This is a genomic window from Streptomyces sp. NBC_00104, from assembly GCF_045160825.1.
Taxonomy (GTDB): domain Bacteria; phylum Actinomycetota; class Actinomycetes; order Streptomycetales; family Streptomycetaceae; genus Streptomyces.
Window position 1 is genome coordinate 4029585 of sequence record NZ_CP108215.1, and the last position, 25907, is coordinate 4055491.

A 25907-nucleotide genomic window follows, 5' to 3' on the forward strand; every position below is an offset into this window, starting at 1 on the left:
AACGCTAGCCAGAGATCTCGACCTTGTCTCCGTCGCTCTCCTTGTCCATGGCTCCCGTGGCTCCCGTGTCGTCAGCGGTGTCAGCGGTGTTTGTCGCCTCCGCGGTCTTCGCCGTCGGCGTCGACTCCCCCTCGCTCAGCCCGAAGCGCTCGTGCAACCTCCTCAGGGGTGCCGGTGCCCACCAGGTGGCGCGGCCCGTCAGGCGCATGACGGCCGGCACCAGGAGGCTGCGGACGACCATGGCGTCCATGAGAACGGCCAGGGCTATGCCGAGGCCGAGCATCTTGGTGTTGGTGACTCGGGAGGTGCCTATGGCGATCATGACGACGGCGAGGATGACGGCGGCTGCGGTGATGAGGCCGCCGGTGCGTTGGAGGCCGAAGCGGATGGAGGCCGTGTGGTCGCCGGTGTGGTCGTACTCCTCCTTGATGCGGGAGAGCAGGAAGACGCCGTAGTCCATGGAGAGGCCGAAGGCCACGCAGAACATCAGGACCGGGAGGGTGGTCTCTATGGAACCCGGGCTGGTGAAGGCGAGGAGTCCGGAGAGGTGGCCGTCCTGGAAGACCCAGACCAGCGCGCCGAACATCGCGGTCAGGCTGAGGGCGTTCAGGAGGACCGCCTGGAGGGGGATCAGCACGCTGCCGGTGAGGAGGAAGACCAGGATGAGGGTGACTATCGCTATGAAGGCGAGGGCCCAGGGGAGGCCGTCCCCGATCGCCGCCTTCGTGTCGACCAGGACCGCCGCCGTGCCCGTCACCGAGGTCTCGAAGGGCGCGTCCGTCGCCCGGATGTCGTCCACCAGGCGTTGCGCGCCCTCGTCGACCGCCTCTCCCTTCGGCTGCACGGTGAAGTAGGCCCAGTCGCCCTTCACCAGGGGGCCCTCCACCCGGAGCACGTCCGGCAGGTCGGCGATCCGCTCCTTGTAGGCGGCGTACTCGGTCTTCGTCGCCCTTCCTTCCGCCAGCACCTCCAGACCGCCGCCGGGGGTGCCCGGGAAGCCTTCGCGCAGGTGCTGTTGGACGACGTGCGACTCGGCGGTCGAGGGGAGCTGGCGGTCGTCGGCCGTGCCGAACTTCACGCCCAGGAAGGGGAGGCCGAGGAGGACCAGGCCGGCTGTCGTGGCGATGGCGAAGTAGGGGGCGCGGCGCATGACGAGGGCTGCCGTGCGGCCCCAGGCCGCGCCTTCCTCCACGGCCGGGGAGTCGGGCCGGGGCCCGGTGGCCTTGCGGCGCCTGAACAGCTTGCGCAGGTCCAGGGCGTTGACGCGGTCGCCCAGGAGGACCAGGGCCGCGGGAAGGAGGACCAGGGCCGCCGCCGCGGCCAGGAGGACCACCGCGATGCCCGCGTAGGCGAAGGACTTCAGGAAGTACTGCGGGAAGACCATCATGGCGGCCAGGGAGACGGCGACCGTGAGGGCGGAGAAGAGGACCGTGCGGCCGGCTGTGCGGAGGGTGGTGGCGACGGCCGTCAGGGAGTCGGCGCCCGTGGCCAGTTCCTCGCGGAAGCGGCGCACGATGAACAGGGCGTAGTCGATCGCGAGGCCCAGGCCCATGGCCGTGGTGAGGTTCAGGGCGAACACCGAGACGTCGGTGACCTCGGTGAGGCCGCGCAGGATCGCGTTGGTGCCGAGGATCGCGACGATGCCCACGCCCAGCGGCAGCAGGGCGGCGACCGCGCTGCCGAAGACCATGACGAGCAGGACGAGGGTCACCGGCAGGGCGATCATCTCGGCCCGCAGCAGGTCCTCCTGGATGATCGTCTGCATCTCGTGGCGCACGGCGAGGATGCCGCCGACCTTGACCTCGACCGGGCCGTGCGTGCCGCGGAGCTCGGGCGCGATGCGGTCCAGGGTCTTGTTCACGGCCGTTTCGTCGCCGGTGAGGCGGGCCGCTATCAGTGCCTCGTGGCCGTCCTCCGCGCGCAGGGTCGGGGCGCCGGTCTGCCAGTAGGAGCCGACACCCGTGACGCCCTTCTCGGCGGTGAGCCGCTCGGTCAGCTTCGTCGCCTCTGCGGCGACGGCCGGATCGTCGACCGAGGCCTTCCCCGCGTCGACCAGCAGCAGCAGGTTCGGCTGGGAGCCGGGGAACTCGCGCTCCAGGGCCTTCGTCGCGTAGGTGGACTGGGCGGCCGGGTCCTCCCAGCCGCCGCTGCCGAGACGGTCGGCGACATCGCTGCCCGCCACGACCGCGAGGGCGGTGAGCACCAGGGCGACGAGCAGGGAGAGCCGGGGGCGGGCGGTCACGAACCGGGTCCAGCCTCCCACTCGGGGTGGCCGGTTGACTTCGGTCATGGTGCGGTGTCCCCTTCACTCTGATCGGTCACTCTGATCCGTGCTGTACGCAGCCGGGCAGCACGGAGCGCCGAGCCATACACTGGCAAACACGAGAGGTCGCTCGCGTTTCACCAGAATGCGAGCGCCGACTCGTGTTTGTCAATCACGTCCGGAAAGCTGGGGATAACCGCGTGCCCACCCACCAGGAGAAGGAACAGGCCCAGGAGAGAGAGCAGCCGCGCCGCCGCCAGGCCCGCGGCGAGCGCCGTATCGCCCAACTCCTCGAGGCCGCGGCCTCCGTGTTCTCCTCGACCGGGTACACCGCCGCCAGCACCAACGCCATCGCCCGCGAGGCGGGGGTCTCGCCGGGCACGCTGTACCAGTTCTTCCCGAACAAGGAAGCGATCGCGATCGAGCTGGGCGAGCGGCTCATGCGGGAGATGCGGGAGGCCTACGGGGAGGCGCTCGCCCCGGTCGACCCGGCCACCCCGCTGGAGGAGGCGGTCGCGGCCGCCGTCGACCGTTTCATCGACTTCAACTGCCGACACCCGGTGTTCTTCACACTGATGCACGGCCCCGACGTCCCCGGCCAGATCGCCGAACAGCACGACGCACTGCACGCGACCCTGGTCACACGGGTCGAGGCGCTGCTCGCACCCCTCCTCGACGCATCAGCCGTCGACATCACGCGCACCGCTCACGTCTGCGTGGCCATGTACAAGGCGGGACTGGAGCTGGTGCTCGGCCGCGAGGGAGCCGACCGCGACGCGTACGTCCAGGAGCTGAAGAACGTCCTGCTCCGCTATCTGGAACCGCTGGTGGGCGACCGTCTCGCCGCCGGCCCCTCGCACACCTTCCGGACCCCGGCCCCCTGACCGGGCCGGCCCGGCCCGGCCCAGTCCGGGCCTGCAGGGAATCCACCACGCCCCTCCACAGGAATCCGCCGCACCCCTGACGCCCCCGGCACCCCACCACCCCGCCCGGACCCCTCTTGGATTCATACCCCTAGGGGGTATAAGGTGGACGTCTTGAAGGGTTACCCGAACCCCCACGCCCCGATGAGGAGCAACGACATGACCACCGAGACCGACACCCAGGGTTCCGTCACCGCCGTCTACAAGGTGAGCGGCATGAGCTGCGGGCACTGCGAAGGCGCCGTTTCGGGCGAGATCACCGAGATCGCCGGTGTCTCCTCCGTGAAGGCCGTCGCCTCCACCGGCGAGGTCACCGTGGTCTCCGCCGCCCCGCTCGACGAGGAGGCCGTGCGCGCCGCCGTCGACGAGGCGGGCTTCGAGCTGGTCGGCAGGGCCTGAGGTCCGGCACGGATACGGACGTCACGGGCACGGACATGACGAGCACCATCGCGGCAGGCCCCATGAGCGAGCCCGTCCATGAGGTCGAGCTGACCATCGGCGGGATGACCTGCGCCTCCTGCGCGGCCCGTGTCGAGAAGAAGCTCAACCGCCTGGACGGGGTCACCGCCTCGGTGAACTACGCGACGGAGAAGGCGAAGGTCACCTACCCCGCGGGGCTGGAGGTCGCCGAGCTGATCGCCACCGTGGTGAAGACGGGCTACACGGCCGAGGAGCCACCACCCCCGGCTCCCCCGGAGGCCGCGACGGAACCGGCGGCGGAGGACGAGGCCGACCCCGAGCTCGCCGCCCTGCGGCAGCGGCTCACCGTCTCGGCGCTGCTCGCGGCACCCGTGATCCTCATGTCCATGGTCCCCGCCCTGCAGTTCGACAACTGGCAGTGGCTCTCGCTGACGCTCGCCGCGCCGGTCGCCGTGTGGGGCGGGCTGCCCTTCCACCGGGCCGCGTTCACCAACCTCCGGCACGGCGCGGCCACGATGGACACGCTGGTCTCGGTCGGCACGCTCGCCGCCTTCGGCTGGTCCCTGTGGGCCCTCTTCCGGGGGCACGCGGGCATGCCGGGCATGCGGCACGGCTTCGAGTTCACCGTCTCCCGGACGGCCGGCGCGTCGACGATCTATCTCGAGGTGGCCGCCGGGGTCGTCGCGTTCATCCTGCTCGGCCGCTATCTGGAGGCGCGCTCCAAGCGTCGCGCGGGCGCCGCCCTCAAGGCGTTGCTGAAGCTGGGCGCCAAGGACGTCTCGGTGCTCCGCCACGGGCGGGAGGTGCGGGTCCCGGTGGGGCGGCTCGCCGTCGGGGACCGTTTCGTCGTACGGCCCGGGGAGAAGTTCGCCTCCGACGGGACCGTCGTCGAGGGGTCCTCCGCCGTCGACGCGTCCATGCTGACCGGCGAGTCCGTGCCGGTGGACGTGACCGTCGGGGACGCCGTCACGGGCGCGACCGTGAACGCCGGGGGCCGCCTGGTCGTCGAGGCGACCCGGATCGGCGCGGACACGCAGCTGGCCCGGATGGCACGGCTGGTGGAGGACGCGCAGAACGGCAAGGCGGAGGCGCAGCGGCTCGCCGACCGGATCTCGGCGGTGTTCGTCCCCGTCGTCATCCTGGTCGCGGTCGCCACGTTCGGCGTCTGGCTCGGCCTCACGGAGGACACCACCGCCGCCTTCACGGCGGCCGTGGCGGTGCTGATCATCGCCTGCCCGTGCGCACTCGGCCTCGCCACCCCGACCGCCCTGATGGTCGGCACCGGCCGTGGCGCCCAGCTCGGCATCCTCATCAAGGGCCCCGAGGTCCTGGAGTCCACGCGCCGCGTCGACACGGTCGTCCTGGACAAGACCGGCACGGTCACCACCGGCCGGATGACCCTCCAGACGGTCCACGTCGCCGAGGCCCCCCTCGGAGACGTCACCGATGCCACCCAGGTCACCCAGGTCACCCAGGTCACCGAGGAGGAAGTCCTGCGACTCGCGGGCGCCGTCGAACACGCCTCCGAACATCCGGTGGGCCGGGCGATCGCCGCGGGCGCCGAGGACCGCGTCGGCGCGCTGCCGCCCGTCGAGCGTTTCGAGAACCTCCCCGGAAGGGGCGTACGCGGCCTCGTGGAGGGCTACGAGGTCCAGGCGGGCCGGGTCCTCGACGGGCCGCTCCCCGGGCCTCTGAAGGCCGCCAAGGAAGCCGCCGAGGACGAGGGCCGCACGGCGGTCGTGGTCGTCCGCGACGGTGTGGCACTCGGTGTCGTCACGGTCGCCGACGCGGTCAAGGAGACCAGCGCCGAGGCCGTACGGCGGCTGCGGGCACTCGGGCTCACACCGATGCTGCTGACCGGCGACAACGAGCGGGTGGCCCGGTCCGTGGCCGCGGCGGTCGGGATCTCCCCCGAGCACGTGATCGCCGAGGTGTTGCCGCAGGACAAGGTCGACGTCGTCCGCCGGCTCCAGGGCGAGGGCCGTACCGTCGCGATGGTCGGCGACGGGGTCAACGACGCGGCCGCGCTGGCCACGGCCGACCTGGGGCTCGCCCTGGGCACGGGGACGGACGCGGCGATCGAGGCGGGTGACCTGACGCTGGTGCGTGGGGACCTGCGGGTGGCCGCCGACGCCATCCGGCTGTCGCGGCGGACCCTGTCCACGATCAAGGGCAATCTGGCCTGGGCCTTCGGATACAACCTGGCGGCACTGCCGCTGGCCGCCGCCGGACTGCTCAACCCGATGATCGCGGGGGCGGCTATGGCCTTTTCGTCCGTTTTTGTGGTAACGAACAGCTTGCGACTCAGGACATTTTCGTGACCGCCGGGCAAAAGTCCCTCTAGAGTCCGGAAGCAGGCTCACATAAGCTCTTCACAAGGCTCGCGCATCATCCTTACGCTGGGGCCTCGATCACCGAATCGCGTCTCTTGCGCATCTTCAGGACATAGGGCAAGAGACGCGGATCACAGTGGTGTGAACGTAACCACCGAAGGGGTTCGTGAGTCTAAGTTGGCGATGTCAGAAGCGTCTTGGGGGGCGTGACTGACATCTGGGGATGTCTTGGGGGACGTTCCCGGAACTGCGTTGCCGGGGCACGTGCACCGGGGAGCTTTGAGCGGCCCTCCCGTACGTACGCGTCCCGGCAGACCGCACATAGGTAGGACGAGCTCTGCTCGTTCAGCTCAGCGATTCAGGCGCTGGCCCACCAGACGCCCGGCCGGATCCCGTGGGGGGAATCCGCACCGGGACATGGGAAGGCGCCCTGCTCGCCGGCCCGTGGGGGGACCAGCGTTGCAGGGCGCCTTCTCCCATTTTTTTGGGGCTCGGTTCGCCTCCGGGGCGCCAAAGCCTGTGTCGGGACGGCGATCGTGCTCGGCCCTCCTTCGTCGGGCACTGCGCGCGTTCGCCGTCCCGACACAGGCGCGCCCCTTCGGCTCACTCGCCGTAGGGCGCCCTCTTCTGCAGCGGGGCCAGCAGTGGGCCCCAGCTTCTGCGAGGGCCAAGCAGCTGACCTCAGTGGGGCAAAGCAAGGGGCACAGCAGTGGGCCCGTACGGACGGCTCTCCGGACGGGCCCCTTTTGCTACGCGTACTCGGCTCAGCGAGCCTCGACCGGGACGAAGTCGCGCTCGACGACGCCCGTGTAGATCTGGCGCGGGCGGCCGATGCGGGAGCCCGGCTCCTTGATCATCTCGTGCCACTGGGCGATCCAGCCCGGGAGGCGGCCGAGGGCGAAGAGGACCGTGAACATCTCGGTCGGGAAGCCCATGGCGCGGTAGATCAGACCCGTGTAGAAGTCCACGTTCGGGTAGAGGTTGCGCGAGACGAAGTAGTCGTCGGAGAGCGCGTGCTCCTCCAGCTTCAGCGCGATGTCCAGCAGCTCGTCGGACTTGCCGAGGGCCGAGAGGACGTCGTGCGCGGCAGCCTTGATGATCTTGGCGCGCGGGTCGAAGGACTTGTACACCCGGTGGCCGAAGCCCATCAGGCGGACGCCGTCCTCCTTGTTCTTCACCTTGCGGATGAAGGAGTCGACGTCGCCGCCGTTCTGCTTGATGCCCTCCAGCATCTCCAGGACGGACTGGTTGGCGCCGCCGTGCAGCGGGCCCCAGAGCGCGGAGATGCCGGCGGAGATCGAGGCGAACATGTTCGCCTGCGACGAGCCGACCAGGCGGACCGTGGAGGTCGAACAGTTCTGCTCGTGGTCCGCGTGCAGGATCAGCAGCTTGTCGAGCGCGGAGACGACGACCGGGTCGAGGTCGTACTCCTGGGCCGGGACCGAGAAGGTCATGCGCAGGAAGTTCTCGACGTAACCGAGGTCGTTGCGCGGGTAGACGAACGGGTGACCGATCGACTTCTTGTACGCGTACGCCGCGATGGTGGGCAGCTTGGCGAGCAGGCGGATCGTGGAGAGGTTCCGCTGCCGCTCGTCGAACGGGTTGTGGCTGTCCTGGTAGAACGTCGACAGGGCGCTGACCACGGAGGACAGCATCGCCATCGGGTGGGCGTCCCGGGGGAAGCCCCGGTAGAAGTTCTTCACGTCCTCGTGCAGCAGGGTGTGCTGCGTGATCTCGCCCTGGAAGGTGGCGAGCTCGTCGACGGTCGGAAGCTCGCCGTTGATGAGCAGGTACGCCACCTCAAGGAAGGTGGAGCGCTCGGCCAGCTGCTCGATCGGGTAGCCGCGGTACCGAAGGATGCCCTGCTCGCCGTCGAGATAGGTGACGGCGGATTTATAGGCAGCGGTGTTGCCGTAACCGCTGTCCAGGGTGACCAGACCGGTCTGGGCCCGGAGCTTCCCGATGTCGAAGCCCTTGTCGCCGACGGTGCTGTCGATCACCGGGTAGGTGTACTCGCCGTCGCCGTACCGCAGTACTACAGAGTTGTCGCTCACGTCATCCCTCACCGACGTAGTGCCTCATCCTTGAGGTGCCCTGACTGTCTCTACCATCCCCCAATTGGCTCAGGAGAGTGCACTCGGGGTCGACCATCGGGCCCATCGGCGGCACTGAGTGCCGCCAACTTGCTCATCCTGCCCCCTCCGTCCGCCATCTGGAAGGGCTGTGTGACCTTTACGACTCGTTTGATCGATCAAATTTCACTCACGGGGCGACAGGCCTTCACGAGAGGTACGCAAGCGGTCCTCACCCCAGCCCTCACCACGGTCTCACCGCAGTCCTCGTCCCGCTCCTCACAGCGGCCGCGGGGCGAGCCGGTAGTCGAGGGCCGTGCACCGTCGGCCCGCGGAGACCGTACGGACCGCCTGGCCTATCGCCTTGCGGGAGCCGACGAGGACGACCAGCTTCTTCGCCCTGGTCACCGCCGTATACAAAAGGTTGCGCTGAAGCATCATCCAGGCTCCGGTGGTGACCGGGATGACCACGGCCGGGTACTCGCTGCCCTGGGACCGGTGGATCGTCACCGCGTAGGCGTGCGCCAGCTCGTCCAGTTCGTCGAACTCGTACGCCACCTCCTCGTCCTCGTCCGTCAGGACCGTCAGCCGCTGGTCGACCGGGTCGAGTGCGGTGACGACGCCGACGGTGCCGTTGAAGACGCCGTTCTCCCCCTTCTCGTAGTTGTTGCGAATCTGGGTGACCTTGTCGCCGACGCGGAAGACCCGGCCGCCGAACCGCTTCTCGGTCAGGTCGGGGCGGGCGGGGGTGATCGCCTGCTGGAGCAGTCCGTTGAGGTTGCCCGCGCCGGCCGGGCCCCGGTGCATGGGCGCCAGCACCTGGACGTCCCGGCGCGGGTCGAGCCCGAACTTGGCCGGAATACGACGGGCCGCCACATCCACCGTGAGCCGCCCGGCCTCCTCCGTGTCGTCCTCGACGAAGAGGAAGAAGTCCTTCATGCCGTCGGTGACCGGGTGGTGCCCGGAGTTGATCCGGTGCGCGTTGGTCACCACGCCGGACTGCTGGGCCTGGCGGAAGACCTTGGTGAGCCGGACCGCCGGAATCGGGCTGCCGTCGGCCAGCAGGTCCCGCAGGACCTCGCCCGCGCCGACGCTGGGGAGCTGGTCGACGTCCCCGACGAAGAGGATGTGCGCCCCCGGAGGCACCGCCTTCACCAGCTTGTTGGCCAGCAGGAGGTCCAGCATGGAGGCCTCGTCGACGACCACCAGGTCGGCGTCCAGGGGACGGTCCTTGTCGTAGGCCGCGTCGCCGCCGGGCTTCAGCTCCAGCAGGCGGTGGACGGTGGAGGCGTCGGCGCCGGTCAGCTCGGCGAGGCGCTTGGCGGCACGGCCGGTGGGGGCGGCCAGCACGACCTTCGCCTTCTTGGCGCGGGCCAGCTCCACGATCGAGCGGACCGTGAAGGACTTGCCGCAGCCGGGACCGCCGGTGAGGACGGCCACCTTCTTCGTCAGCGCGAGGCGCACGGCCGCCTCCTGCTCGGGGGCCAGCTCCGTGCCCGTACGCCCCCTCAGCCAGGCCAGTGCCTTGTCCCAGGCCACGTCGTGGAAGCCGGGCATGCGGTCCTCGGCCGTACGCAGGAGGCGCAACAGCTGTGCGGAGAGGGAGAGTTCGGCGCGGTGGAAGGGGACCAGGTAGATCGCGGTGACCGGGTCGTCGTGCTCGCCGTTCTGGCCGGGGACCTTCTCCCGTACGACGCCGGGTTCACCGGAGTCCTCGTCCGGCAGGGCGAGTTCGGCCAGGCACTCGATGACCAGGCCCGTGTCGACCTGGAGGAGCTTGACCGCGTCGGCGATCAGCCGCTCCTCCGGCAGGTAGCAGTTGCCCTGGTCGGTGGCCTGTGAAAGGGCGTACTGCAGGCCCGCCTTGACGCGCTCCGGGCTGTCGTGGGGGATGCCGACGGACTGGGCGATCTTGTCGGCGGTGAGGAAGCCGATGCCCCAGACGTCGGAGGCGAGGCGGTACGGCTGGTTCTTCACGACCCCGATCGACGCGTCGCCGTACTTCTTGTAGATGCGCACCGCGATGGACGTCGACACCTCCACCGTCTGGAGGAAGAGCATGACCTCCTTGATCGCCTTCTGCTCCTCCCAGGCGTCGGCGATCTTCTTGGTGCGCTTGGGGCCGAGGCCGGGGACCTCGATGAGGCGCCCCGGCTCCTCCTCGATGATCTGGAGGGTGTCCAGGCCGAAGTGCTGGGTGATGCGGTCGGCGAAGATCGGGCCGATGCCCTTGACCAGACCGGAGCCGAGGTAGCGGCGGATGCCCTGGACGGTGGCCGGGAGGACGGTCGTGTAGTTCTCGACGGTGAACTGCTTCCCGTACTGCGGGTGCGAGCCCCAACGGCCCTCCAGGCGCAGGGACTCGCCGACCTGGGCGCCCAGCAGGGCACCGACGACGGCGAGGAGGTCGCCACCGCCTCGGCCGGTGTCCACGCGCGCGACCGTGTAGCCGTTGTCCTCGTTGGCGTACGTGATGCGTTCGAGTACGCCTTCGAGTACGGCGAGCCGCTGTTCGCCCGGGGGGTTCCCCGCCTGTTGAGCCATGATCCGACGGTACCGGTGAGGTCCGACAGCGCGGATCCACCGACCTTATGAAGCACTTAAAACCATCCGTGTCCGACCTGTTGACTTTCCCGCGCGCTCGTCACTACCGTCTCGCAGAATTTCGAACAACGTTCGCAATTTCGAACATTCCGAACCATCGCATGAGCGCCCAATGGAGGACACCTCTATGCGTCAACGCCCCAGACGCAGCCGCCGCGCCCTGGCCGCCCTGTGCGGCTCGGTGTTGTCCATCAGCCTGTTGTCCGCCGGACCGGGTGCGACGTCCGCCCAGGCCGCCGACGACCCCAACGCCGCCGCGCTGGACAAGGACGCGATCCTCGCCGCCAACCAGCTCGACGAGCGCCAGTGGTACAAGGACAACATCCCGTTCCTGGACACCCCCGACAACGACATCGACGAGGTCTACTACTACCGGTGGAGCACCTTCAAGCGCGCGCTCCGCTACACGGTGCCGGGCACGGGGTACGTGTCGACCGAGTACGACGTGCCGATCGGGTACGCCGGGAACCCGTACACGGCGCTTCCGGACGCCACCGGCTACCACCTGCTCGACGGCCGCTGGCTGCGCAACCGGGACTACGCCGGTGACTACCTGGACTTCTGGCTGCGCGGGGCGGGCAACTCGGGCGCGCGAAACTTCAGCGAGTGGATCACCAGCGCCGCGTACCAGCGCTATCTCGTCACCGGTGACGCCGCGCAGATCAAGTCCGCGCTCCCCCACCTCATCGCGCTGTACAAGCGGTGGGACTCGAACTTCACCACCGACATCACGGTGAACGGCAGTCAGTCCACCAGCGACCTGTACCACCAGACCCCGCTGTCCGACGCCACGGAGTACACCGAGACGTCGATGAAGAGCAGCAACTGGTTCAGCGGCGGCCGCGGCTACCGGCCGACCATCAACGCGTACATGTTCAGCGCCGCCCAGGCGATCAGCAAGATCGCCACGATGAACGGTGACACGGCGACCGCGAACGACTACGACGCCAAGGCCGCGCAGCTCAAGGCCGCCGTGCAGAACTCGCTGTGGGACCCGCAGCGCGACTTCTTCATGCAGGTCTACAACACGGACAGCACCAACGGCACGCTGAAGCAGACCCGGACCACCTGGCGCGAGGCGATGGGCTTCGCCCCCTGGGCGTTCAACCTCCCGGACGCGCAGTACTCGTCGGCGTGGAAGTACCTCACCGACGCCAAGCGGTTCAAGGCGCCGTTCGGGCCCACGACGCTGGAGCGGGTGCACGACTTCGAGGCCGAGCAGGCCGACATCGTCCACGCGAACACCCACAACTCCTCGACGGCCTCCAACGGCAAGTACGTCGGGCAGATCGACTTCGACGACAGCGCGGTCACCTTCACCGTGGACGCACCCGGCAACGGCACGTACCCGGTGACGGTCCACTACGCCAACGCCACCTCCGGTACGTCGACGCACAAGGTCATCGTGAACGGTGACACGGCCAACCCCGTCACCGTGAGCTACGCCGCCGGGGGCAGCTGGGGGCAGTTCTCGGAGTCGAAGTCCGTCACGGTCCAGGTCCCGATGAAGGCCGGGGCCAACACGCTGAAGTTCACCAAGGGCACGGGCTTCGCCGAGATCGACCGGATCACCGCGAACCCCTACTTCAACTACGAGGCGATCCCCGCTGAGCAGAAGCGCGACGACGCCAACTGCTGTCACTGGAACGGCCCGAGCTGGCCGTACCAGACGAGCCAGATCCTGACGGGCCTGGCCAACCTGCTCCAGGACTACCCCGCGCAGAACTTCGTCACCAAGGCCGACTACCAGACGATGCTGGCCCAGTTCGCCGACCTCCAGCACAAGGACGGCAAGCCGTACGTCGCCGAGGCCGCCAACGGCGACACCGGCGAGTGGATCTACGACGGGTTCAACTTCAGCGAGCACTACAACCACTCCAGCTTCAACGACCTGGTGCTGAACGGTCTGCTGGGCATCAAGCCGCAGGCCAACAACACACTGGTGCTGAAGCCGCTGGTCCCGTCCGGCTGGGACTGGTTCGCGGTGGAGAGCCTGCCGTACCACGGACACACCTACTCGATCCGCTGGGACCGGGACGGCTCGCACTACGGCAAGGGCAGCGGGCTGCAGATCTTCCAAGACGGCCAGCGCATCCACCAGTCCTCGACGCTCGCCACCAGCACGACCGTAAACGTGGCCGCCCCGGTCACCCCCGCGCAGCCGACGCGCCTGATGAACGTCGCCGCCAACCCGCTGACCGCCGAGCAGGACTGGCTGGGCCGCACCGTCACCCAGCCGTTCCCGAAGGCCTTCGCCTCCTACACCAACACCGTCTCCAACGGCCCGCACTGCCACAGCGGCCAGACCTGCAAGCCCACGACCTTCGACGCCCCGCTGCGGGCGACGGACGGTTGGATCCGTTACGACAAGATCCCCGACAACCGGTGGACCAACTCAGGCTCGCCGAACTCCACCGATCATCTGGGCGTCGACTTCGGGGCGCCTCGCAAGATCAACGAGGTGAAGTTCTACACGTACGACGACGGGGCGGACATCCGGGTACCGGCGGGCTACACCGTCCAGTACCTCAAGGACGGGGCGTGGGTGAACGTGCCGAGCCAGGCGAAGAGCCCGGCGACGCCGGTCGCCAACAACGCCAACGAGGTGACCTTCCCGACGATCACCACGTCCCAGTTCCGGGTGGTCTTCACACCGCAGGCGGGCAAGTTCGTCGGCGTCACCGAGCTGGAGTCCTGGTACCCGGAGACACCGCGGGTGAAGATCGTCAACAAGAACAGCAACCTGGAGCTCGGGATCGCCGGTTCCTCGATCGCCGCCGGTGGCGCCGTCCAGCAGCAGAGCGCCAGTGGCAGCGCCAACCACTGGTGGAAGATCGTTCCGGCCGAGAACGGCTACTACAAGATCTTCAACACCAACAGCGGACAGGTCCTCGGCATCAAGGACGCGTCCAAGACCGCCGGCGCCACGGCGTTGCAGTGGGGGGACACCCTCACGGCCGACCATCTGTGGTCGATCGTCGACGCCGGTGGCGGCTACGCAAAACTCGTCAACAAGAACAGCGGGCTGGTGCTGGGGATCGACGGGATGTCCCCGTCGTCCGGGGCGCCGGCGCTGCAGTGGGACGACAACGGGACCGCCGATCATCTGTGGAGCATCACGGCGGAGGACGGGTCCACGCCGTTCACGTCCTGAGGCGTGACGCCGTGAGCGTCCGAGCTTGTGAGTCCCAGAGCTGACCACCGAGGTCCGCCGAGGCCCCCCGGGGGGGGTGCGGCGGGCCTCGGCGTTTTCCGGTCGTGTCCCGGGAGCGGTCGTCGCCGGACTGCCGGGCCTGGCGGGAGACCTTGGTGAGGCGGACGGCGGGGGACGGGGCCGCCGTCGGCGAGCAGATCGCGGAGCCTCGCCGGAGCCGACGCTCGGCAGCTGGTCCAGCAGCGGCGGACGTCAGCGGCGAGGGTGCGCTTTCAGGGCTTCGAGGAAGGGGGCGAAGGCGGAGACAGGGAAAGTGAGGGTGCGGGTGGTGGGGGTCTTGGAGTCGCGGACGGCTATGTGGGTGGGGGTGGTCGCTATTTCCACGCAGTTGTCGCCGTCGCCGTCGCCGGAATAGGACGACTTTCGCCAGTTGCTGGGGACAGTCATGAAGTACCTCACAGCTCCTTCGCCAGACGCCCGATGAATTCGCGCGACTGCTCGGGGTCGAGCGCCCTCGCTCTCACTTGTCGGAAGCGAGCGCGATAGGTGGCCAGTTGATCCTCCGCATCAATGTAGAGCGCACCCGTGGGGCCGTCTCGGATCACCGTATCCAGTCTGGTCACGGTGCCGCCCACGTAGGTCATCGAGCTGCTGGCCCAGGAGAAGCCCTCCATGTCGAAGGGGACAACCCGCACACCGATGTGCTCCGCCTCGGAGACTTCCAGGAGGTGGGTGAGCTGCCCTCGTGCGGCGGCCCGGGTGCCGACCATGATGCGGAGCGCCGCTTCATGGATCACGGCGTCGAGGCGGATCGGCGAGGTTCCTTCGAGGACAACACGACGCGCCATGCGATGGCGCACGCGCAACTCCAGTGCCTCTTCAGTCAGTTCGGGGACTCGTGTGGCGTGTACGGCACGGGCGTAGGCCTCGGTCTGCAGCAGACCCGGCACGTACAGGATCTCCAGGCAGGACTGGAACCGAGAGTGATGGTCCAGCTCGGCCAGGTCCAGGAACGGCGCGGGGAGCAGCCCCCGGTACTCCTCCCACCACCCACGTGTCCGCTCCGTGGCCATCTTGACCAGAGCATCGACGAACTCGACGTCCGTGCAGGCGTAGTGGCTCGCGAGGCGCCGGAGCCGTTGCTCACTGACGCCCGTGAGTCCGGATTCGATGTGGCTCATCTGGACACGGCTCACGCCAAGCAGCGCCGCCGCCTCGGTCGCGTTGAGTCCGGCCGCGTCACGGAGTCTGCGCAGCTCCGTCGCCAGGCGCATCTGACGTGCGGTTGGCTCGCGCCTCAGAACCACTACTCACTCCTTGGTCCAACACTTTCGCCGGCAGCCTCGTTCGGGGTCAGATTACGCGACCAGCTTGCTAGGGATGAATTGTTAGGCCTACCTTCAGTGATGCACCGCACACGCTACGGAAGCGCACCGCCCCGTCCTGCCATGACGGCGTCGGCAATGCCACCGTGCTCGAAATCCCCCTCATCCCCACGGAGTCGATGACCCATGCCCGAAACCTGGGATTACACCCTTCAGATCCCCAACGACCTCAGGGCCGTGACCATCTGCCGTCGCACCCTGCGGCTGATCCTCACCATGCACGGCCTCATCGGGCTGGCGGACACGGCGGAGTTGCTCGCGGCGGAGCTGGTCTCCAATGCCGTACGGCACACGAAGGGGCCCGCCGCCCTCCGGGTGCGGCGGTCGGCGGAGGGCACGGTGTGGATCGGGGCGTGGGACGCCGATCCCGAACCGCCGCGACCGCCGCAGCAGTTGGAGGAGGTGGGGGAGCAGGAGGACGGGCGGGGGCTGGGACTCGTCGTGGCCTGCACGAAGTACTGGGGGTGGATGCCGTCGGCCAGGTTCGGCGAGCGGGGCAAGTACGTGTGGTGCGAGCTGGCGGCCGCGTAGAACGAAGGTCCGAGTACCTCGGCGGACGAGTCGGCTAACGCACCACGCGGTGGCGGAGGTAGACGATTCGAGAGCTGAAGGTGCGGGTCTCGACGAGTTCGAGATCCACCCGGCGCTCGTGCCGGGGGAAGAACGGAATGCCACCGCCGACCAGCACCGGGTAGACCACGGCCCGGTACTCGTCGATCAGACCCGCCGCGGCCGCCTCGGCGGCGAGAGTCGCGCCGCCGATCGCGATGTCGCCCTCCCCCGGCTCGGCCCGCAGCCGCTCGATCTCCTCGACCAGGCCACCGGAGGCCAGGCGGGCATTGCCCTGCACCGCCGACAGCGTGGTGGAGAACACCACCTTGGGGAGCGGCTTCCAGAGCGCGGTCCACTCGCGATCCGCGTCGTCGAGCGTCGGGTCCTGGTCGGCGGTCTCCCAGTACAGCATCGTCTCGTACAGCCGTCGTCCCATCACATGGACGCCGACCTCTCGGATCTCGTCGATCCAGAAGCGGAAGACCTCCGCGTCGGGGGCCGACCAGTCGAAGGTGCCGTCCGGCCCGACGATGTAGCCGTCGAGTGAGACGTTCATCGAATAGGTCACGCTGCGCATCAGCAGTCCTCCTCGTCAACGGGTCCGCCACTATGACCGCCGAACGCCGCAGGACTCATCGCGGCTCGCGGGATCCCTGGGCCGAGTCCCCTCACGAGACTCGGTCACGATTGGATTTCAGCCACTGCCGCACCCTTGCCACACAGCTGTGTAATCGATTCCAATCCTCCTCGTGTAATCGATTCCACGAGGAGGTGGAGCGGCGATGGCCGGCATCAAGGACGTCGCGGCCGAGGCGGGGGTGTCCGTCGCCACGGTGTCGCGGGTGCTGAATGACCATCCGTCGGTCAGTGCGGACGCCCGCGCGCGCGTGCTGGCCGCCGTCGAGACGCTGGGGTACCGGCCGAACGCCGTCGCCCGGTCGCTGCGTACGGACCAGACCCGCACCCTCGGGCTGGTGATCAGCGACGTGATGAACCCTTACTTCACGGAGCTGGCCCGGTCCGTGGAGGAGGAGGCGCGGGCGCTCGGGTACAGCGTGATCATCGGGAACGCCGACGAGCGGCCGGATCTGCAGGACCACCACGTACGGACCCTGCTGGACCGGCGGATCGACGGGCTCCTCGTCTCCCCCACCGACGGCGGCTCCCCGCTGATGCTGGACGCCGCGCGGGCCGGGACGCCGATGGTGTTCGTGGACCGGTGGATCCCGGGGGTCGACGTGCCGGTGGTGCGGTCGGACGGGCGGGGCGCCGTCCGGGATCTCGTCGCGCATCTGTACGGGCTCGGGCACCGTCGGCTCGCGATCATCGCGGGGCCGGCGGCGACCACGACCGGGCGGGAGCGTGTCGAGGCCTTCCGGGAGGCCCTGGGCGAGCACGGGCTGCCGCTGCCGGACGGCTATATCGGGCAGGGCGACTTCCAGGCCGAGAGCGGGCGGCGGGTCACCGAGGGGTTCCTCGACCTGCCCGAGCCGCCCGAGGTCGTGTTCGCGGCCGACAACCTGATGGCGCTCGGGGCGCTGGACGCCATCCGCGCGCGGGGGATGCGCGTTCCGGAGGACGTCGGGCTGGCCGCCTTCGACGACATCCCGTGGTTCGTGCACACCGATCCGCCGATCACGGCGGTCGCCCAGCCGACGGGCGAGCTGGGGCGGGCCGCCGTACGCGCCCTGGTCGATCGCATCGAGGGGCGGCCCCCGCGGTCCGTCACCCTCCCCGCCCGTCTCGTCGTACGCCTCTCGTGCGGCGAGTCCCCCGTCGACTCCCCCGTCGACTCCCCTGTCGAGTCCCCCGTAACGAACAGGAGCGCGTCGTGAGCGACCCGGACGAGTTGCTGCGCATCGAAGGCATCAGGAAGACCTTCCCCGGTGTGGTCGCGCTGGACGGCGTCGACTTCGATCTGCGCCGGGGCGAGGTGCACGTCCTGCTCGGTGAGAACGGCGCGGGCAAGAGCACCCTCATCAAGATGCTCTCCGGCGCCTACACGCCCGACGCCGGGCGGATCCTGGCCGGTGGCGAGGAGGTGCGCATCCATGGTGCGCAGGACTCCGAGCGGCTCGGGATCGCCACCATCTACCAGGAGTTCAATCTCGTACCGGATCTGACGGTCGCCGAGAACATCTTCCTGGGGCGGCAGCCGCGCCGCTTCGGGATGATCGACCGCAAGCGGATGGAGGCCGAGGCCGCCGAGCTGCTGGAGCGGGTGGGCGTGAACGTGTCTCCACGCGCGCGCGTGCGTGAACTCGGCATCGCGCGGCTCCAGATGGTCGAGATCGCGAAGGCGTTGAGTCTCGACGCCCGCGTGCTGATCATGGACGAGCCGACCGCCGTGCTGACGACCGAGGAGGTCGAGAAGCTCTTCTCGATCGTGCGCCGGCTGCGTGAGGACGGGGTCGGGATCGTCTTCATCACGCATCACCTGGAGGAGATCGCCGCGCTGGGCGACCGGGTGACCGTCATTCGCGACGGGAAGAGCGTCGGACAGGTGCCCGCGAGCACGCCCCGGGACGAGCTCGTCCGGCTCATGGTCGGGCGGTCGATCGAGCAGCAGTACCCGCGGCAGCAGGGCGAGGCCGACGCCGGGGAGGCGTTGCTCGTCGTCGAGGGGCTCACCCGGGACGGGGTGTTCCATGACGTGAGCTTCGAGGTGCGGGCCGGTGAGGTCGTCGGTGTCGCGGGGCTCGTGGGGGCCGGACGTACGGAGGTCGTGCGCGCGGTGTTCGGCGCCGATCCGTACGACAAGGGGGCCGTGAAGGTCGCCGGGGCCCCGGTTCGCCGGGACGACGTCAACGCGGCGATGACGGCCGGGATCGGGCTCGTCCCCGAGGACCGCAAGGGCCAGGGGCTGGTGCTCGACGCGTCCGTCGAGGAGAACCTGGGTCTGGTGACCCTGCGGGGCGCGACCAGGGGCGGGTTCGTCGACCTCAAGGGGCAGCGGGAGAGCGCGGCCCGGGTCGCCGAGCGGCTCGGGGTCCGGATGGCCGGGCTGCACCAGCACGTACGCACCCTCTCCGGTGGCAACCAGCAGAAGGTCGTCATCGGCAAGTGGCTGCTCGCGGACACCAAGGTGCTGATCCTCGACGAGCCGACGCGCGGGATCGACGTCGGCGCGAAGGTCGAGATCTACAAGCTGATCAACGAGCTGACGGCCGCCGGTGCCGCCGTTCTGATGATCTCCAGTGACCTGCCCGAGGTGCTCGGTATGAGCGACCGGGTGCTGGTCATGGCCCAGGGGCGGATCGCGGGCGAACTGGCCGCCGCCGAGGCCACCCAGGACGCCGTGATGGCGCTCGCGGTCTCCCATCCCACCAACCTCACCAGTGACAAGGAGGCCCCCCGTGGCCGCTGACACGCTCAAGAGCACGACGGGCGCGAGTGGCGCCTCGGGAGCCTCGGGGCTTCGCCGTCTGCTGCTCGACAACGGCGCGCTGACCGCGCTCATCGTCCTCGTCGTCGCGATGTCGGTGCTGTCCGGCGACTTCCTGACGGCCGACAACCTGCTCAACATCGGCGTCCAGGCCGCCGTCACCGCGATCCTCGCGTTCGGTGTGACCTTCGTGATCGTCTCGGCGGGCATCGACCTGTCGGTCGGTTCGGTGGCGGCGCTGTCGGCCACCGTCCTCGCCTGGAGCGCCACCTCGGAGGGCGTACCGGTCTGGATAGCCGTGATCCTCGCGATCGTCACCGGCGTCGCGTGCGGTCTCGTCAACGGCTTCCTCATCTCGTACGGGAAGCTGCCGCCGTTCATCGCCACGCTCGCCATGCTGTCGGTGGGGCGCGGTCTGTCGCTGGTGATCTCGCAGGGCAGCCCGATCGCGTTCCCGGAGTCGGTGTCGCACCTCGGTGACAACCTGGGCGGCTGGCTGCCGGTGCCGGTCCTGGTGATGCTGGTCCTCGGCGGTGTGACGGCCGTGATCCTGGGGCGTACGTACATCGGGCGTGCCATGTACGCGATCGGCGGCAACGAGGAGGCGGCCCGGCTGTCCGGGCTGCGGGTGAAGCGGCAGAAGCTCGCGATCTACGCGCTGTCCGGTCTGTTCGCCGCCGCCGCGGGCATCGTGCTCGCCTCCCGGCTCTCCTCCGCGCAGCCGCAGGCCGCGCAGGGCTACGAGCTGGACGCGATCGCGGCGGTCGTCATCGGCGGCGCCTCGCTGGCCGGCGGTACGGGCAAGGCGTCGGGGACGCTGATCGGCGCGCTGATCCTGGCGGTGCTGCGGAACGGGCTGAACCTGCTGTCCGTCTCCGCCTTCTGGCAGCAGGTCGTCATCGGTGTCGTGATCGCGCTGGCGGTGCTGCTCGACACCGTGCGGCGGAAGGCGGGGGCGACTCCGGTTCCGGCGGGTGCCGGTGGTTCCGGGGACCGGAAGAAGCAGGCGGTGACGTATGTGCTCGCCGCTGTCGTCGCGGCGGCCGTCGTGGGTGCGACCTCCTTCCTGCACAGCGGGTCGTCGGCGGCGAAGAGCGAGAAGATCGGGCTGTCGCTGTCGACGCTCAACAACCCCTTCTTCGTGCAGATCCGGGCCGGTGCGCAGGACGAGGCGAAGAAGCTGGGGGTGGACCTGTCCGTCACCGACGCGCAGAACGACGCCTCGCAGCAGGCCAACCAGCTGCAGAACTTCACCAGCGAGGGCCTCGGCACGATCATCGTCAACCCGGTGGACTCCGACGCGGTGACCCCGGCGGCGAAGGCCGTCAACAAGGCGGACATCCCGCTGGTGGCCGTCGACCGCGCGGTCAACGGCGCGGACACGGCCGCGCTCGTCGCCTCCGACAACGTCAGCGGCGGTGAGCTGGCCGCCAAGTCGCTCGCCGAGAAGCTGGGCGGCAAGGGCGAGATCGTCATCCTCCAGGGCCAGGCGGGCACCTCCGCCAGCCGGGAGCGCGGCGCCGGCTTCGCCGAGGGGCTGAAGGCCTACCCGGGCATCAAGGTGCTGGCCAAGCAGCCCGCCGACTGGGACCGCACCAAGGGCCTCGACGTGATGACGAACCTCCTCCAGGCCAACTCCGGCGTCGACGGCGTCTTCGCGGAGAACGACGAGATGGCGCTCGGCGCGATCAAGGCGCTCGGCTCCCAGGCCGGCAGGTCCGTCCAGGTCATCGGCTTCGACGGCACCGCCGACGGGCTGAAGGCCGTCGAGGCGGGCACGCTGTACGCGTCGGTCGCGCAGCAGCCCGCCGAACTCGGCAGGATCGCGGTGCGCAACGCGGTGAAGGCCGCCGAGGGCGAGAAGGTCGAGAAGTCGGTGATGGTGCCGGTGAAGGTGGTCACGTCCCAGAACGTGGCCGAGTTCAGCGGCTGACGAAGGAGCACGCATGTACGACTACGACCTCCTGGTCGTGGGTTCGGCCAACGCCGACCTGGTGATCGGTGTCGAGCGGCGGCCGGGGGCCGGCGAGACCGTGCTCGGCTCCGACCTGGCCGTGCATCCGGGCGGCAAGGGTGCCAACCAGGCGGTGGCGGCGGCCCGGCTCGGGGCGCGTACGGCGCTGCTGGCCCGGGTCGGTGACGACGGCAACGGGCGGCTGCTGCTCGACTCGCAGCGCGCGGCCGGGGTCGACACGGCGGGGGTGCTGGTCGGCGGGGCGCCCACCGGGGTCGCGCTGATCACGGTGGACCCGTCGGGCGACAACAGCATCGTGGTGTCGCCGGGCGCCAACGGGAAGCTGACCCCCGAGGACGTACGGGCGGCGGAAGGTCTGCTGCGGGCGTCCCGGGTGGTCTCGGCCCAGCTGGAGATCCCCTTGGAGACGGTGGTGGAGGTCGTACGGCGGCTGCCGGAGGGCGTCCGCTTCGTGCTGAACCCGTCGCCGCCGCGGGAGTTGCCCACCGAGGTGCTGGCCGCCTGTGATCCGCTGATCGTCAACGAGCACGAGGCGCAGGTCATCGTCGGGGGTGAGCTTGCGGGCTCGCCGGAGGACTGGGCGCGGGCGCTGCTGGCGCTCGGGCCGCGTTCGGTGGTCGTCACGCTGGGAGCGGAGGGCGCGCTGGTCGCGAACGCCGAGGGCAGTGCGCGGGTGCCCGCCGTGAAGGTGGACGCCGTGGACACCACGGGGGCCGGGGACGCGTTCACCGCGGCGCTGGCGTGGAAACTGGGCACGGGCTCGGAGCCGGCCGCGGCCGCCGCGTACGCGGCCCGGGTGGGGGCCGCCGCCGTCACCCGGGCCGGGGCGCAGGTGTCGTTCCCGACCGCCGAGGAGGTCGCCGCACTGTGAAGCGGGCCGGGATACTCAACCGTCATCTGGCGGGCGCCATAGCCGAGTTGGGGCACGGGCACGGGGTGCTGGTGTGCGACGCGGGGATGCCGGTGCCCCAGGGGCCGCGGGTGGTCGACCTGGCGTTCCGGGCCGGGGTGCCGTCCTTCGCGGAGGTGCTGGACGGGCTGCTCGACGAGATCGTGGTCGAGGGGGCGACCGCCGCGTACGAGGTGCGCGAGGCGAACCTGGGGGCGACGACACTGCTGGAGGACCGCTTCCCCGAGCTGGAGCTGGTCTCCCACGAGAGGCTGAAGGACCTGTCGGCGGACGCGCGGCTGGTCGTACGGACCGGGGAGGCGCGGCCGTACGCGAATGTGCTGTTGCGGTGCGGGGTGTTCTTCTGAGCAGTTGAATCGTCCCCTCCCTGAAGGGAACACGTTTCGAGGGGCCCGGTCCAGTGGACCGGGCCCCTCGGCTTTCCCCTCCGTGTCAGAACCCCCGCGATCCCCCCGGATCCCCCTCCGAGAAGCCCTGATGCCACGTACGACCCGCGATGCAGCGGAAGGGTTGCACGGTGTCCGAGAATTTCTTTGGTATGCCAATGCCGGGTCAGGGGGACACGACTGGCGTGGAGGCGGAATCACGGGAGCCGCGCCACAAGGCTGTTCGAATTATGTCCCGATGATGTCACTTCGCAGGCAAGTGCGTTGCGGGTGCAACGCGTTGTGGGAGAGCATGTTCGGGACGTAGGTGAACCGGACACACGGGGGTGGACACGACGTGAAGTTCGACATGGGGTCGACGACCCTGGCGGAACTCGGCAAGAGCACGCTCGGTTCGAGCGACGACCTCGGGACGCTGATCCAGCTGCTGATCAGCGCGGCGGAACCGCTGGAGGGCAAGTTCAACGGCGCCGGCAAGCTGGCGTTCGACTCGTTCAAGAACCGCGCGGACGAGATCACCGCCGACCTGAACGGCTCGCTCGCCGCGATCCTGGGCGGCCAGTCGGGCATGGACAACGCGTTCGGCACCGGTGACGTGGAGTCCCAGGACAACGCCAACCAGAACATGGGCCTGGCCAACTTCGACGCGGCCCGCTTCGGCGCCCGATAACCAGGATCGACAGGATCAAGGGGGAAGTCTCCATGGCTCAGAACCAGGACCGCCGTTCGTACGACACCGGGGCCTCGGGCGAGGTGCAGACCGCGCTCGGCACGATCGTGGGGCAGTTGGAGCGGGTCCTCGGCGACCGCGACGCCGCCGTCAAGGCCGCGATGACCGAGTTCCAGGCCGACGGGGTCTCGGACGACTACCACGGCAAGGAAGAACGCTGGAAGAAGGCCGCGGACGAGGTCCGCGAGATCATCCGCCTGGTGCGCACCACGCTGGAACAGAACGACGGCACCGCGCAGTCCACGCTGGCCAAGGCCCGCGCGGCGGTCGACCAGATCGGCTGACGGAACGGATCGGCTGACAGAGAAGTGATCGAGGTCCCGTAGCCGTGGCAGCGCAGGATTACGACAGCCAGTTGCTGGAGTCGGTGTCGGTGCGGCGTCGACGGCTGCGGGACGCCCTGTTGTTCGGGGCGCAGCGGCAGCGGCGCTCGGTGGACGAACGCATCGGGAAGATCTTCGCCGGGATCGTCATCGCGGCGGTGTTGTGCGCGGGATGTGTGGGGTGGTCTTTCGTGTCGAACCGCATCATCGGAAAGAGCCCGTACGGAGGTTCTGTGCAGCCGTCGGTCACGCCGTCCGGCACTCCGTCCGGCACTCCGTCCGCCTCGGTTTCCACAGCGGTTTCCACAGCCCCGACCAGCTCTTCTACCCGGTGATAGGTTCGATCGCGTGATGTCTACGGGGACGTTGGGGCAGGCCACGGGCGGTGCGCGTACGGCGCTCAGCCGGGTCACGCTGGTGGGTGAGCGGCGCCGGGTCGATCTCGTGCTGCCGTCGCGGGAACCGGTCGGGCTGCTGCTGCCGGAGATCATGCGGCTGCTCGACGACCAGGTCGGCGGGCGGCCCGAGTTGCGGCATCTGGTCACCGCGGACGGTTCCGCGCTGGCGCACGACAGCACGCTGGAGTCGTCCGGGGTTCCGGACGGCGCCGTACTGCGGCTCGTCCGGGCCGAGGACGCGCCGTCGGCGCCCGTGGTGCACGACGTCACGGACGAGGCGGCCGAGGATCTCGACACCCGGGGCCGTCGCTGGCGGCCCGCCACGCGCCGGGTCACCGCCGGGTTCGCCACGGTGGGCTGGGCCCTGGCCGCCGGGATGTTCGCACGGGCCGTGTACGAGCCCGGGGTCGTCGCCGGCGCGCTGCTCGGCGTCGCGCTGGTGGCCGCGCTCGCGGGTGCGCTGCTGGGGCGGGCCGAGAAGCGGGGGCTGGCGACGACACTGATCGCGACGGCCGGTGCGCTGGGGCTGCTCGGCGCTGCGACGTTGGCGGAAGCACAGCAGTGGTCCGGGACGCCGCGGGTCGCGGCCATGGCCACGGCCGGGGTCGTCCTGCTCGTCCTCCTCGGGCTGTTCACCCCGCTCGGGCGCGGTGGGCTGGTCGGGGCGGGGGCGCTGGCCGGGGCCTCGGTGTGCTGGCTGGGTGTCGCCGCGGCCGTGTCGGGTGCGGTGTCGTCGTCGGTGACGGAGCAGGCCGAGGTGGGGGCCGTTCTCGCGGTGGTCTCCGTGGTCGTGCTCGGGCTGCTGCCCAGGCTGGCGCTGATGGCGTCGGGGCTCTCCGGCCTCGACGACCGGCGTTCCGGGGGCGCCTCCGTGAGCCGCTTCCAGGTGTCGGCGGCGCTCACCGCCACGCACCGCGGGCTGGCCCTGGCGACGGTCACCATGGCCGTCTCGGCCACCGCGGCCGGGGTGTTCGCGCTGCGCGCGCCCACCAAGTGGACCGTGCTGCTGGCCGTCGTCACCATGGTCGTCCTCGCGCTGCGCGCGCGGGCGTTCCCGCTGGTCGTCGAGGTCGTAGTGCTGTTCGGCGCGGCGGCCGTGCTCGCCGTGCGGCTGGTCTCGGCGTGGCTGGAGCACTCCGGCGAGGCGGCCGGTCCGCTCGCCGTCCTCGTCCTGCTCGCCGTCCTTCCGCTGCTGGTGCTCGCCGTGCAGCCCGCCGAGCACGTACGTGTACGGCTCCGGCGCTTCGGCGACACCCTCGAATCCATCGGCGTCATCACTCTGTTCCCGCTGCTCATCGGGGTGTTCGGCGTGTACGGACGACTGCTCGACACGTTCGCCTAGGAGTTGGGGGCCGCACATGGCGCAGGCAGGGGACTGGCAGCGGGATGTGCTGCGTGAGCTGGGCCGACAGGATCGGGCCGACGGGGGCGACGCTGCCGCACCCGGGTCCGAGGAGGTGCCCGCCCGGCGGGCCGAGCCGACGCTGAGGCTGGTGCGGTCGGCGCCGCCGGGGTCCGCGCAGGGGGGCGGGGGCGACCGGTCCGCCCGACCGGCACCGGCACCGGCACCGGCACACGGCACGCCTGCCGGGCAGCCGCCCGCGCAGCCGGCGTTCGTCGCGCAGCCGCCGGTTCGCGTGGTCGCGGACCCGCCGGTGCGGGAGATGCCCGTCGTGCGACAGCCGGTCCAGCGGACACCCGGCGCACCACCACCGGGACAGCCGGCGCACGTCGCGCAGGCGCCGGGACAGCCGGGGCACGTCGCACCACCGCCGGGACAGCCGGGGCACATCCCGCAGGCGCCGGGACAGCCGGGGCACGTCGCACCACCGCCGGGACAGCCGGGGCACATCCCGCAGGCGCCGGGCCAGCCGGGGCACGTCGCGCAGGCGCCGGGCCAGCCAGCGCACGTCGCACCACCGCCGGGACAGCCGGGGCACATCGCGCAGCCGCCGGTTCGGCCGGGGCCCGTTGCACAGCCGCCGGTTCAGCTGGGGCCCACCGCACAACCGCCGGGACAGCCGGGGCACATCGCGCAGCCGCCGGTTCAGCCCGGTGCGCACCCGCCGGTCGTGCCGCCCGTCGTACGGCCGT

The 25907-nt window shown here is 70.0% G+C and carries 20 protein-coding genes; 13 read left to right on the top strand and 7 right to left on the bottom strand.

Going from position 1 to position 25907, the window contains the following annotated elements:
- Positions 1–4: 4 nt before the first annotated feature.
- Positions 5–2290 (bottom strand): MMPL family transporter, encoded by a 2286-nt coding sequence (locus OG272_RS17690; protein WP_405894003.1) that lies wholly within the window; start codon positions 2288–2290, stop codon positions 5–7.
- Between the two features lie 173 nt (positions 2291–2463).
- On the opposite strand from OG272_RS17690, the gene OG272_RS17695 reads away from it, so the two are divergent.
- The 3 genes from OG272_RS17695 (at position 2464) to OG272_RS17705 (ending at position 5927) form a co-directional block, all read left to right on the top strand.
- A complete protein-coding gene (locus tag OG272_RS17695; protein WP_405894004.1) occupies positions 2464–3147 on the top strand; it encodes a TetR/AcrR family transcriptional regulator in 684 nt (227 codons plus the stop codon).
- 198 nt (positions 3148–3345) lie between these two features.
- Positions 3346–3585, top strand: a complete 240-nt coding sequence (locus OG272_RS17700; RefSeq protein ID WP_326582700.1) for a heavy-metal-associated domain-containing protein — start codon at positions 3346–3348, stop codon at positions 3583–3585.
- Positions 3586–3620: 35 nt separating this feature from the next.
- Complete coding sequence (locus tag OG272_RS17705; protein WP_405894006.1) at positions 3621–5927, top strand: heavy metal translocating P-type ATPase; 2307 nt, start codon at positions 3621–3623, stop codon at positions 5925–5927.
- 776 nt (positions 5928–6703) lie between these two features.
- Here the strand turns inward: OG272_RS17705 and OG272_RS17710 are convergent.
- Together OG272_RS17710 and OG272_RS17715 are read right to left on the bottom strand one after the other, a co-directional pair.
- Positions 6704–7993: a citrate synthase gene (locus OG272_RS17710; RefSeq protein ID WP_326582698.1), complete on the bottom strand. Its 1290-nt coding sequence runs from the start codon at positions 7991–7993 to the stop codon at positions 6704–6706.
- Between the two features lie 297 nt (positions 7994–8290).
- The gene (locus OG272_RS17715; protein WP_405894007.1) at positions 8291–10555 is read right to left on the bottom strand and encodes an ATP-dependent RecD-like DNA helicase; all 2265 of its coding nucleotides are present in this window, start codon (positions 10553–10555) and stop codon (positions 8291–8293) included.
- A 187-nt stretch (positions 10556–10742) separates the two neighbouring features.
- On the opposite strand from OG272_RS17715, the gene OG272_RS17720 reads away from it, so the two are divergent.
- Entirely contained in the window at positions 10743–13769 is a 3027-nt protein-coding gene (locus OG272_RS17720; RefSeq protein ID WP_327729640.1) for an MGH1-like glycoside hydrolase domain-containing protein, read from the top strand.
- 252 nt (positions 13770–14021) lie between these two features.
- Here OG272_RS17720 and OG272_RS17725 read toward each other — a convergent pair whose 3' ends face one another.
- Both OG272_RS17725 and OG272_RS17730 read right to left on the bottom strand, forming a co-directional pair.
- Complete coding sequence (locus tag OG272_RS17725) at positions 14022–14216, bottom strand: DUF397 domain-containing protein (protein ID WP_327729639.1); 195 nt, start codon at positions 14214–14216, stop codon at positions 14022–14024.
- Positions 14217–14224: 8 nt separating this feature from the next.
- Positions 14225–15076: a helix-turn-helix domain-containing protein gene (locus tag OG272_RS17730; protein WP_405894008.1), complete on the bottom strand. Its 852-nt coding sequence runs from the start codon at positions 15074–15076 to the stop codon at positions 14225–14227.
- 204 nt (positions 15077–15280) lie between these two features.
- Here OG272_RS17730 and OG272_RS17735 point away from each other — a divergent pair, with 204 nt between their 5' ends.
- Positions 15281–15685 carry an ATP-binding protein gene (locus tag OG272_RS17735; protein ID WP_327729637.1) on the top strand — a complete coding sequence of 135 codons (405 nt, stop codon included), beginning with the start codon at positions 15281–15283 and terminating at the stop codon, positions 15683–15685.
- A gap of 34 nt (positions 15686–15719) precedes the next feature.
- On the opposite strand, the gene OG272_RS17740 is transcribed toward OG272_RS17735, so the two are convergent.
- A complete protein-coding gene (locus OG272_RS17740) occupies positions 15720–16283 on the bottom strand; it encodes a dihydrofolate reductase family protein (RefSeq protein WP_327729636.1) in 564 nt (187 codons plus the stop codon).
- A 205-nt stretch (positions 16284–16488) separates the two neighbouring features.
- Here OG272_RS17740 and OG272_RS17745 point away from each other — a divergent pair, with 205 nt between their 5' ends.
- From OG272_RS17745 to OG272_RS17775, 7 genes are all read left to right on the top strand, one after another.
- Positions 16489–17541 (top strand): LacI family DNA-binding transcriptional regulator, encoded by a 1053-nt coding sequence (locus OG272_RS17745; protein WP_405894010.1) that lies wholly within the window; start codon positions 16489–16491, stop codon positions 17539–17541.
- Positions 17538–19073, top strand: coding sequence for a sugar ABC transporter ATP-binding protein (locus tag OG272_RS17750; protein WP_405894012.1), 1536 nt, complete (start codon positions 17538–17540; stop codon positions 19071–19073). The genes OG272_RS17745 and OG272_RS17750 overlap by 4 nt, the downstream gene beginning before the upstream one ends.
- On the top strand, positions 19063–21024 hold the full coding sequence (locus OG272_RS17755; protein WP_405894013.1) for a substrate-binding domain-containing protein: 1962 nt from the start codon (positions 19063–19065) through the stop codon (positions 21022–21024). Before OG272_RS17750 ends, OG272_RS17755 begins: the two co-directional genes overlap by 11 nt.
- Before the next feature lie 13 nt (positions 21025–21037).
- Positions 21038–21937, top strand: coding sequence for a ribokinase (locus tag OG272_RS17760; RefSeq protein ID WP_328507161.1), 900 nt, complete (start codon positions 21038–21040; stop codon positions 21935–21937).
- The gene (rbsD, locus tag OG272_RS17765) at positions 21934–22323 is read left to right on the top strand and encodes a D-ribose pyranase (protein ID WP_327729631.1); all 390 of its coding nucleotides are present in this window, start codon (positions 21934–21936) and stop codon (positions 22321–22323) included. Before OG272_RS17760 ends, rbsD begins: the two co-directional genes overlap by 4 nt.
- A 376-nt stretch (positions 22324–22699) precedes the next feature.
- Positions 22700–23032 (top strand): hypothetical protein, encoded by a 333-nt coding sequence (locus tag OG272_RS17770; RefSeq protein ID WP_326582685.1) that lies wholly within the window; start codon positions 22700–22702, stop codon positions 23030–23032.
- 32 nt (positions 23033–23064) lie between these two features.
- On the top strand, positions 23065–23376 hold the full coding sequence (locus tag OG272_RS17775) for a pore-forming ESAT-6 family protein (protein ID WP_045557645.1): 312 nt from the start codon (positions 23065–23067) through the stop codon (positions 23374–23376).
- A gap of 58 nt (positions 23377–23434) precedes the next feature.
- Here the strand turns inward: OG272_RS17775 and OG272_RS17780 are convergent, their stop codons facing one another.
- Positions 23435–23710, bottom strand: coding sequence for a hypothetical protein (locus OG272_RS17780; RefSeq protein WP_326582684.1), 276 nt, complete (start codon positions 23708–23710; stop codon positions 23435–23437).
- A gap of 56 nt (positions 23711–23766) precedes the next feature.
- Here OG272_RS17780 and eccD point away from each other — a divergent pair, with 56 nt between their 5' ends.
- A complete protein-coding gene (gene eccD, locus OG272_RS17785; RefSeq protein ID WP_327729630.1) occupies positions 23767–25155 on the top strand; it encodes a type VII secretion integral membrane protein EccD in 1389 nt (462 codons plus the stop codon).
- The last annotated feature ends 752 nt before the right edge of the window (positions 25156–25907 follow it).

Excerpts from the sequence above, each read along its gene's own strand:
- OG272_RS17690 (WP_405894003.1), bottom strand. The coding sequence starts at position 2,290 with ATGACCGAAGTCAACCGGCCACCCCGAGTGGGAGGCTGGACCCGGTTC.
- OG272_RS17700 (WP_326582700.1), top strand. The coding sequence starts at position 3,346 with ATGACCACCGAGACCGACACCCAGGGTTCCGTCACCGCCGTCTACAAG.
- OG272_RS17705 (WP_405894006.1), top strand. The coding sequence starts at position 3,621 with ATGACGAGCACCATCGCGGCAGGCCCCATGAGCGAGCCCGTCCATGAG.
- OG272_RS17715 (WP_405894007.1), bottom strand. The coding sequence starts at position 10,555 with ATGGCTCAACAGGCGGGGAACCCCCCGGGCGAACAGCGGCTCGCCGTA.
- OG272_RS17720 (WP_327729640.1), top strand. The coding sequence starts at position 10,743 with ATGCGTCAACGCCCCAGACGCAGCCGCCGCGCCCTGGCCGCCCTGTGC.
- OG272_RS17725 (WP_327729639.1), bottom strand. The coding sequence starts at position 14,216 with ATGACTGTCCCCAGCAACTGGCGAAAGTCGTCCTATTCCGGCGACGGC.
- OG272_RS17735 (WP_327729637.1), top strand. The coding sequence starts at position 15,281 with ATGCCCGAAACCTGGGATTACACCCTTCAGATCCCCAACGACCTCAGG.
- OG272_RS17740 (WP_327729636.1), bottom strand. The coding sequence starts at position 16,283 with ATGCGCAGCGTGACCTATTCGATGAACGTCTCACTCGACGGCTACATC.
- OG272_RS17745 (WP_405894010.1), top strand. The coding sequence starts at position 16,489 with ATGGCCGGCATCAAGGACGTCGCGGCCGAGGCGGGGGTGTCCGTCGCC.
- OG272_RS17760 (WP_328507161.1), top strand. The coding sequence starts at position 21,038 with ATGTACGACTACGACCTCCTGGTCGTGGGTTCGGCCAACGCCGACCTG.
- OG272_RS17775 (WP_045557645.1), top strand. The coding sequence starts at position 23,065 with ATGGCTCAGAACCAGGACCGCCGTTCGTACGACACCGGGGCCTCGGGC.
- eccD (WP_327729630.1), top strand. The coding sequence starts at position 23,767 with ATGTCTACGGGGACGTTGGGGCAGGCCACGGGCGGTGCGCGTACGGCG.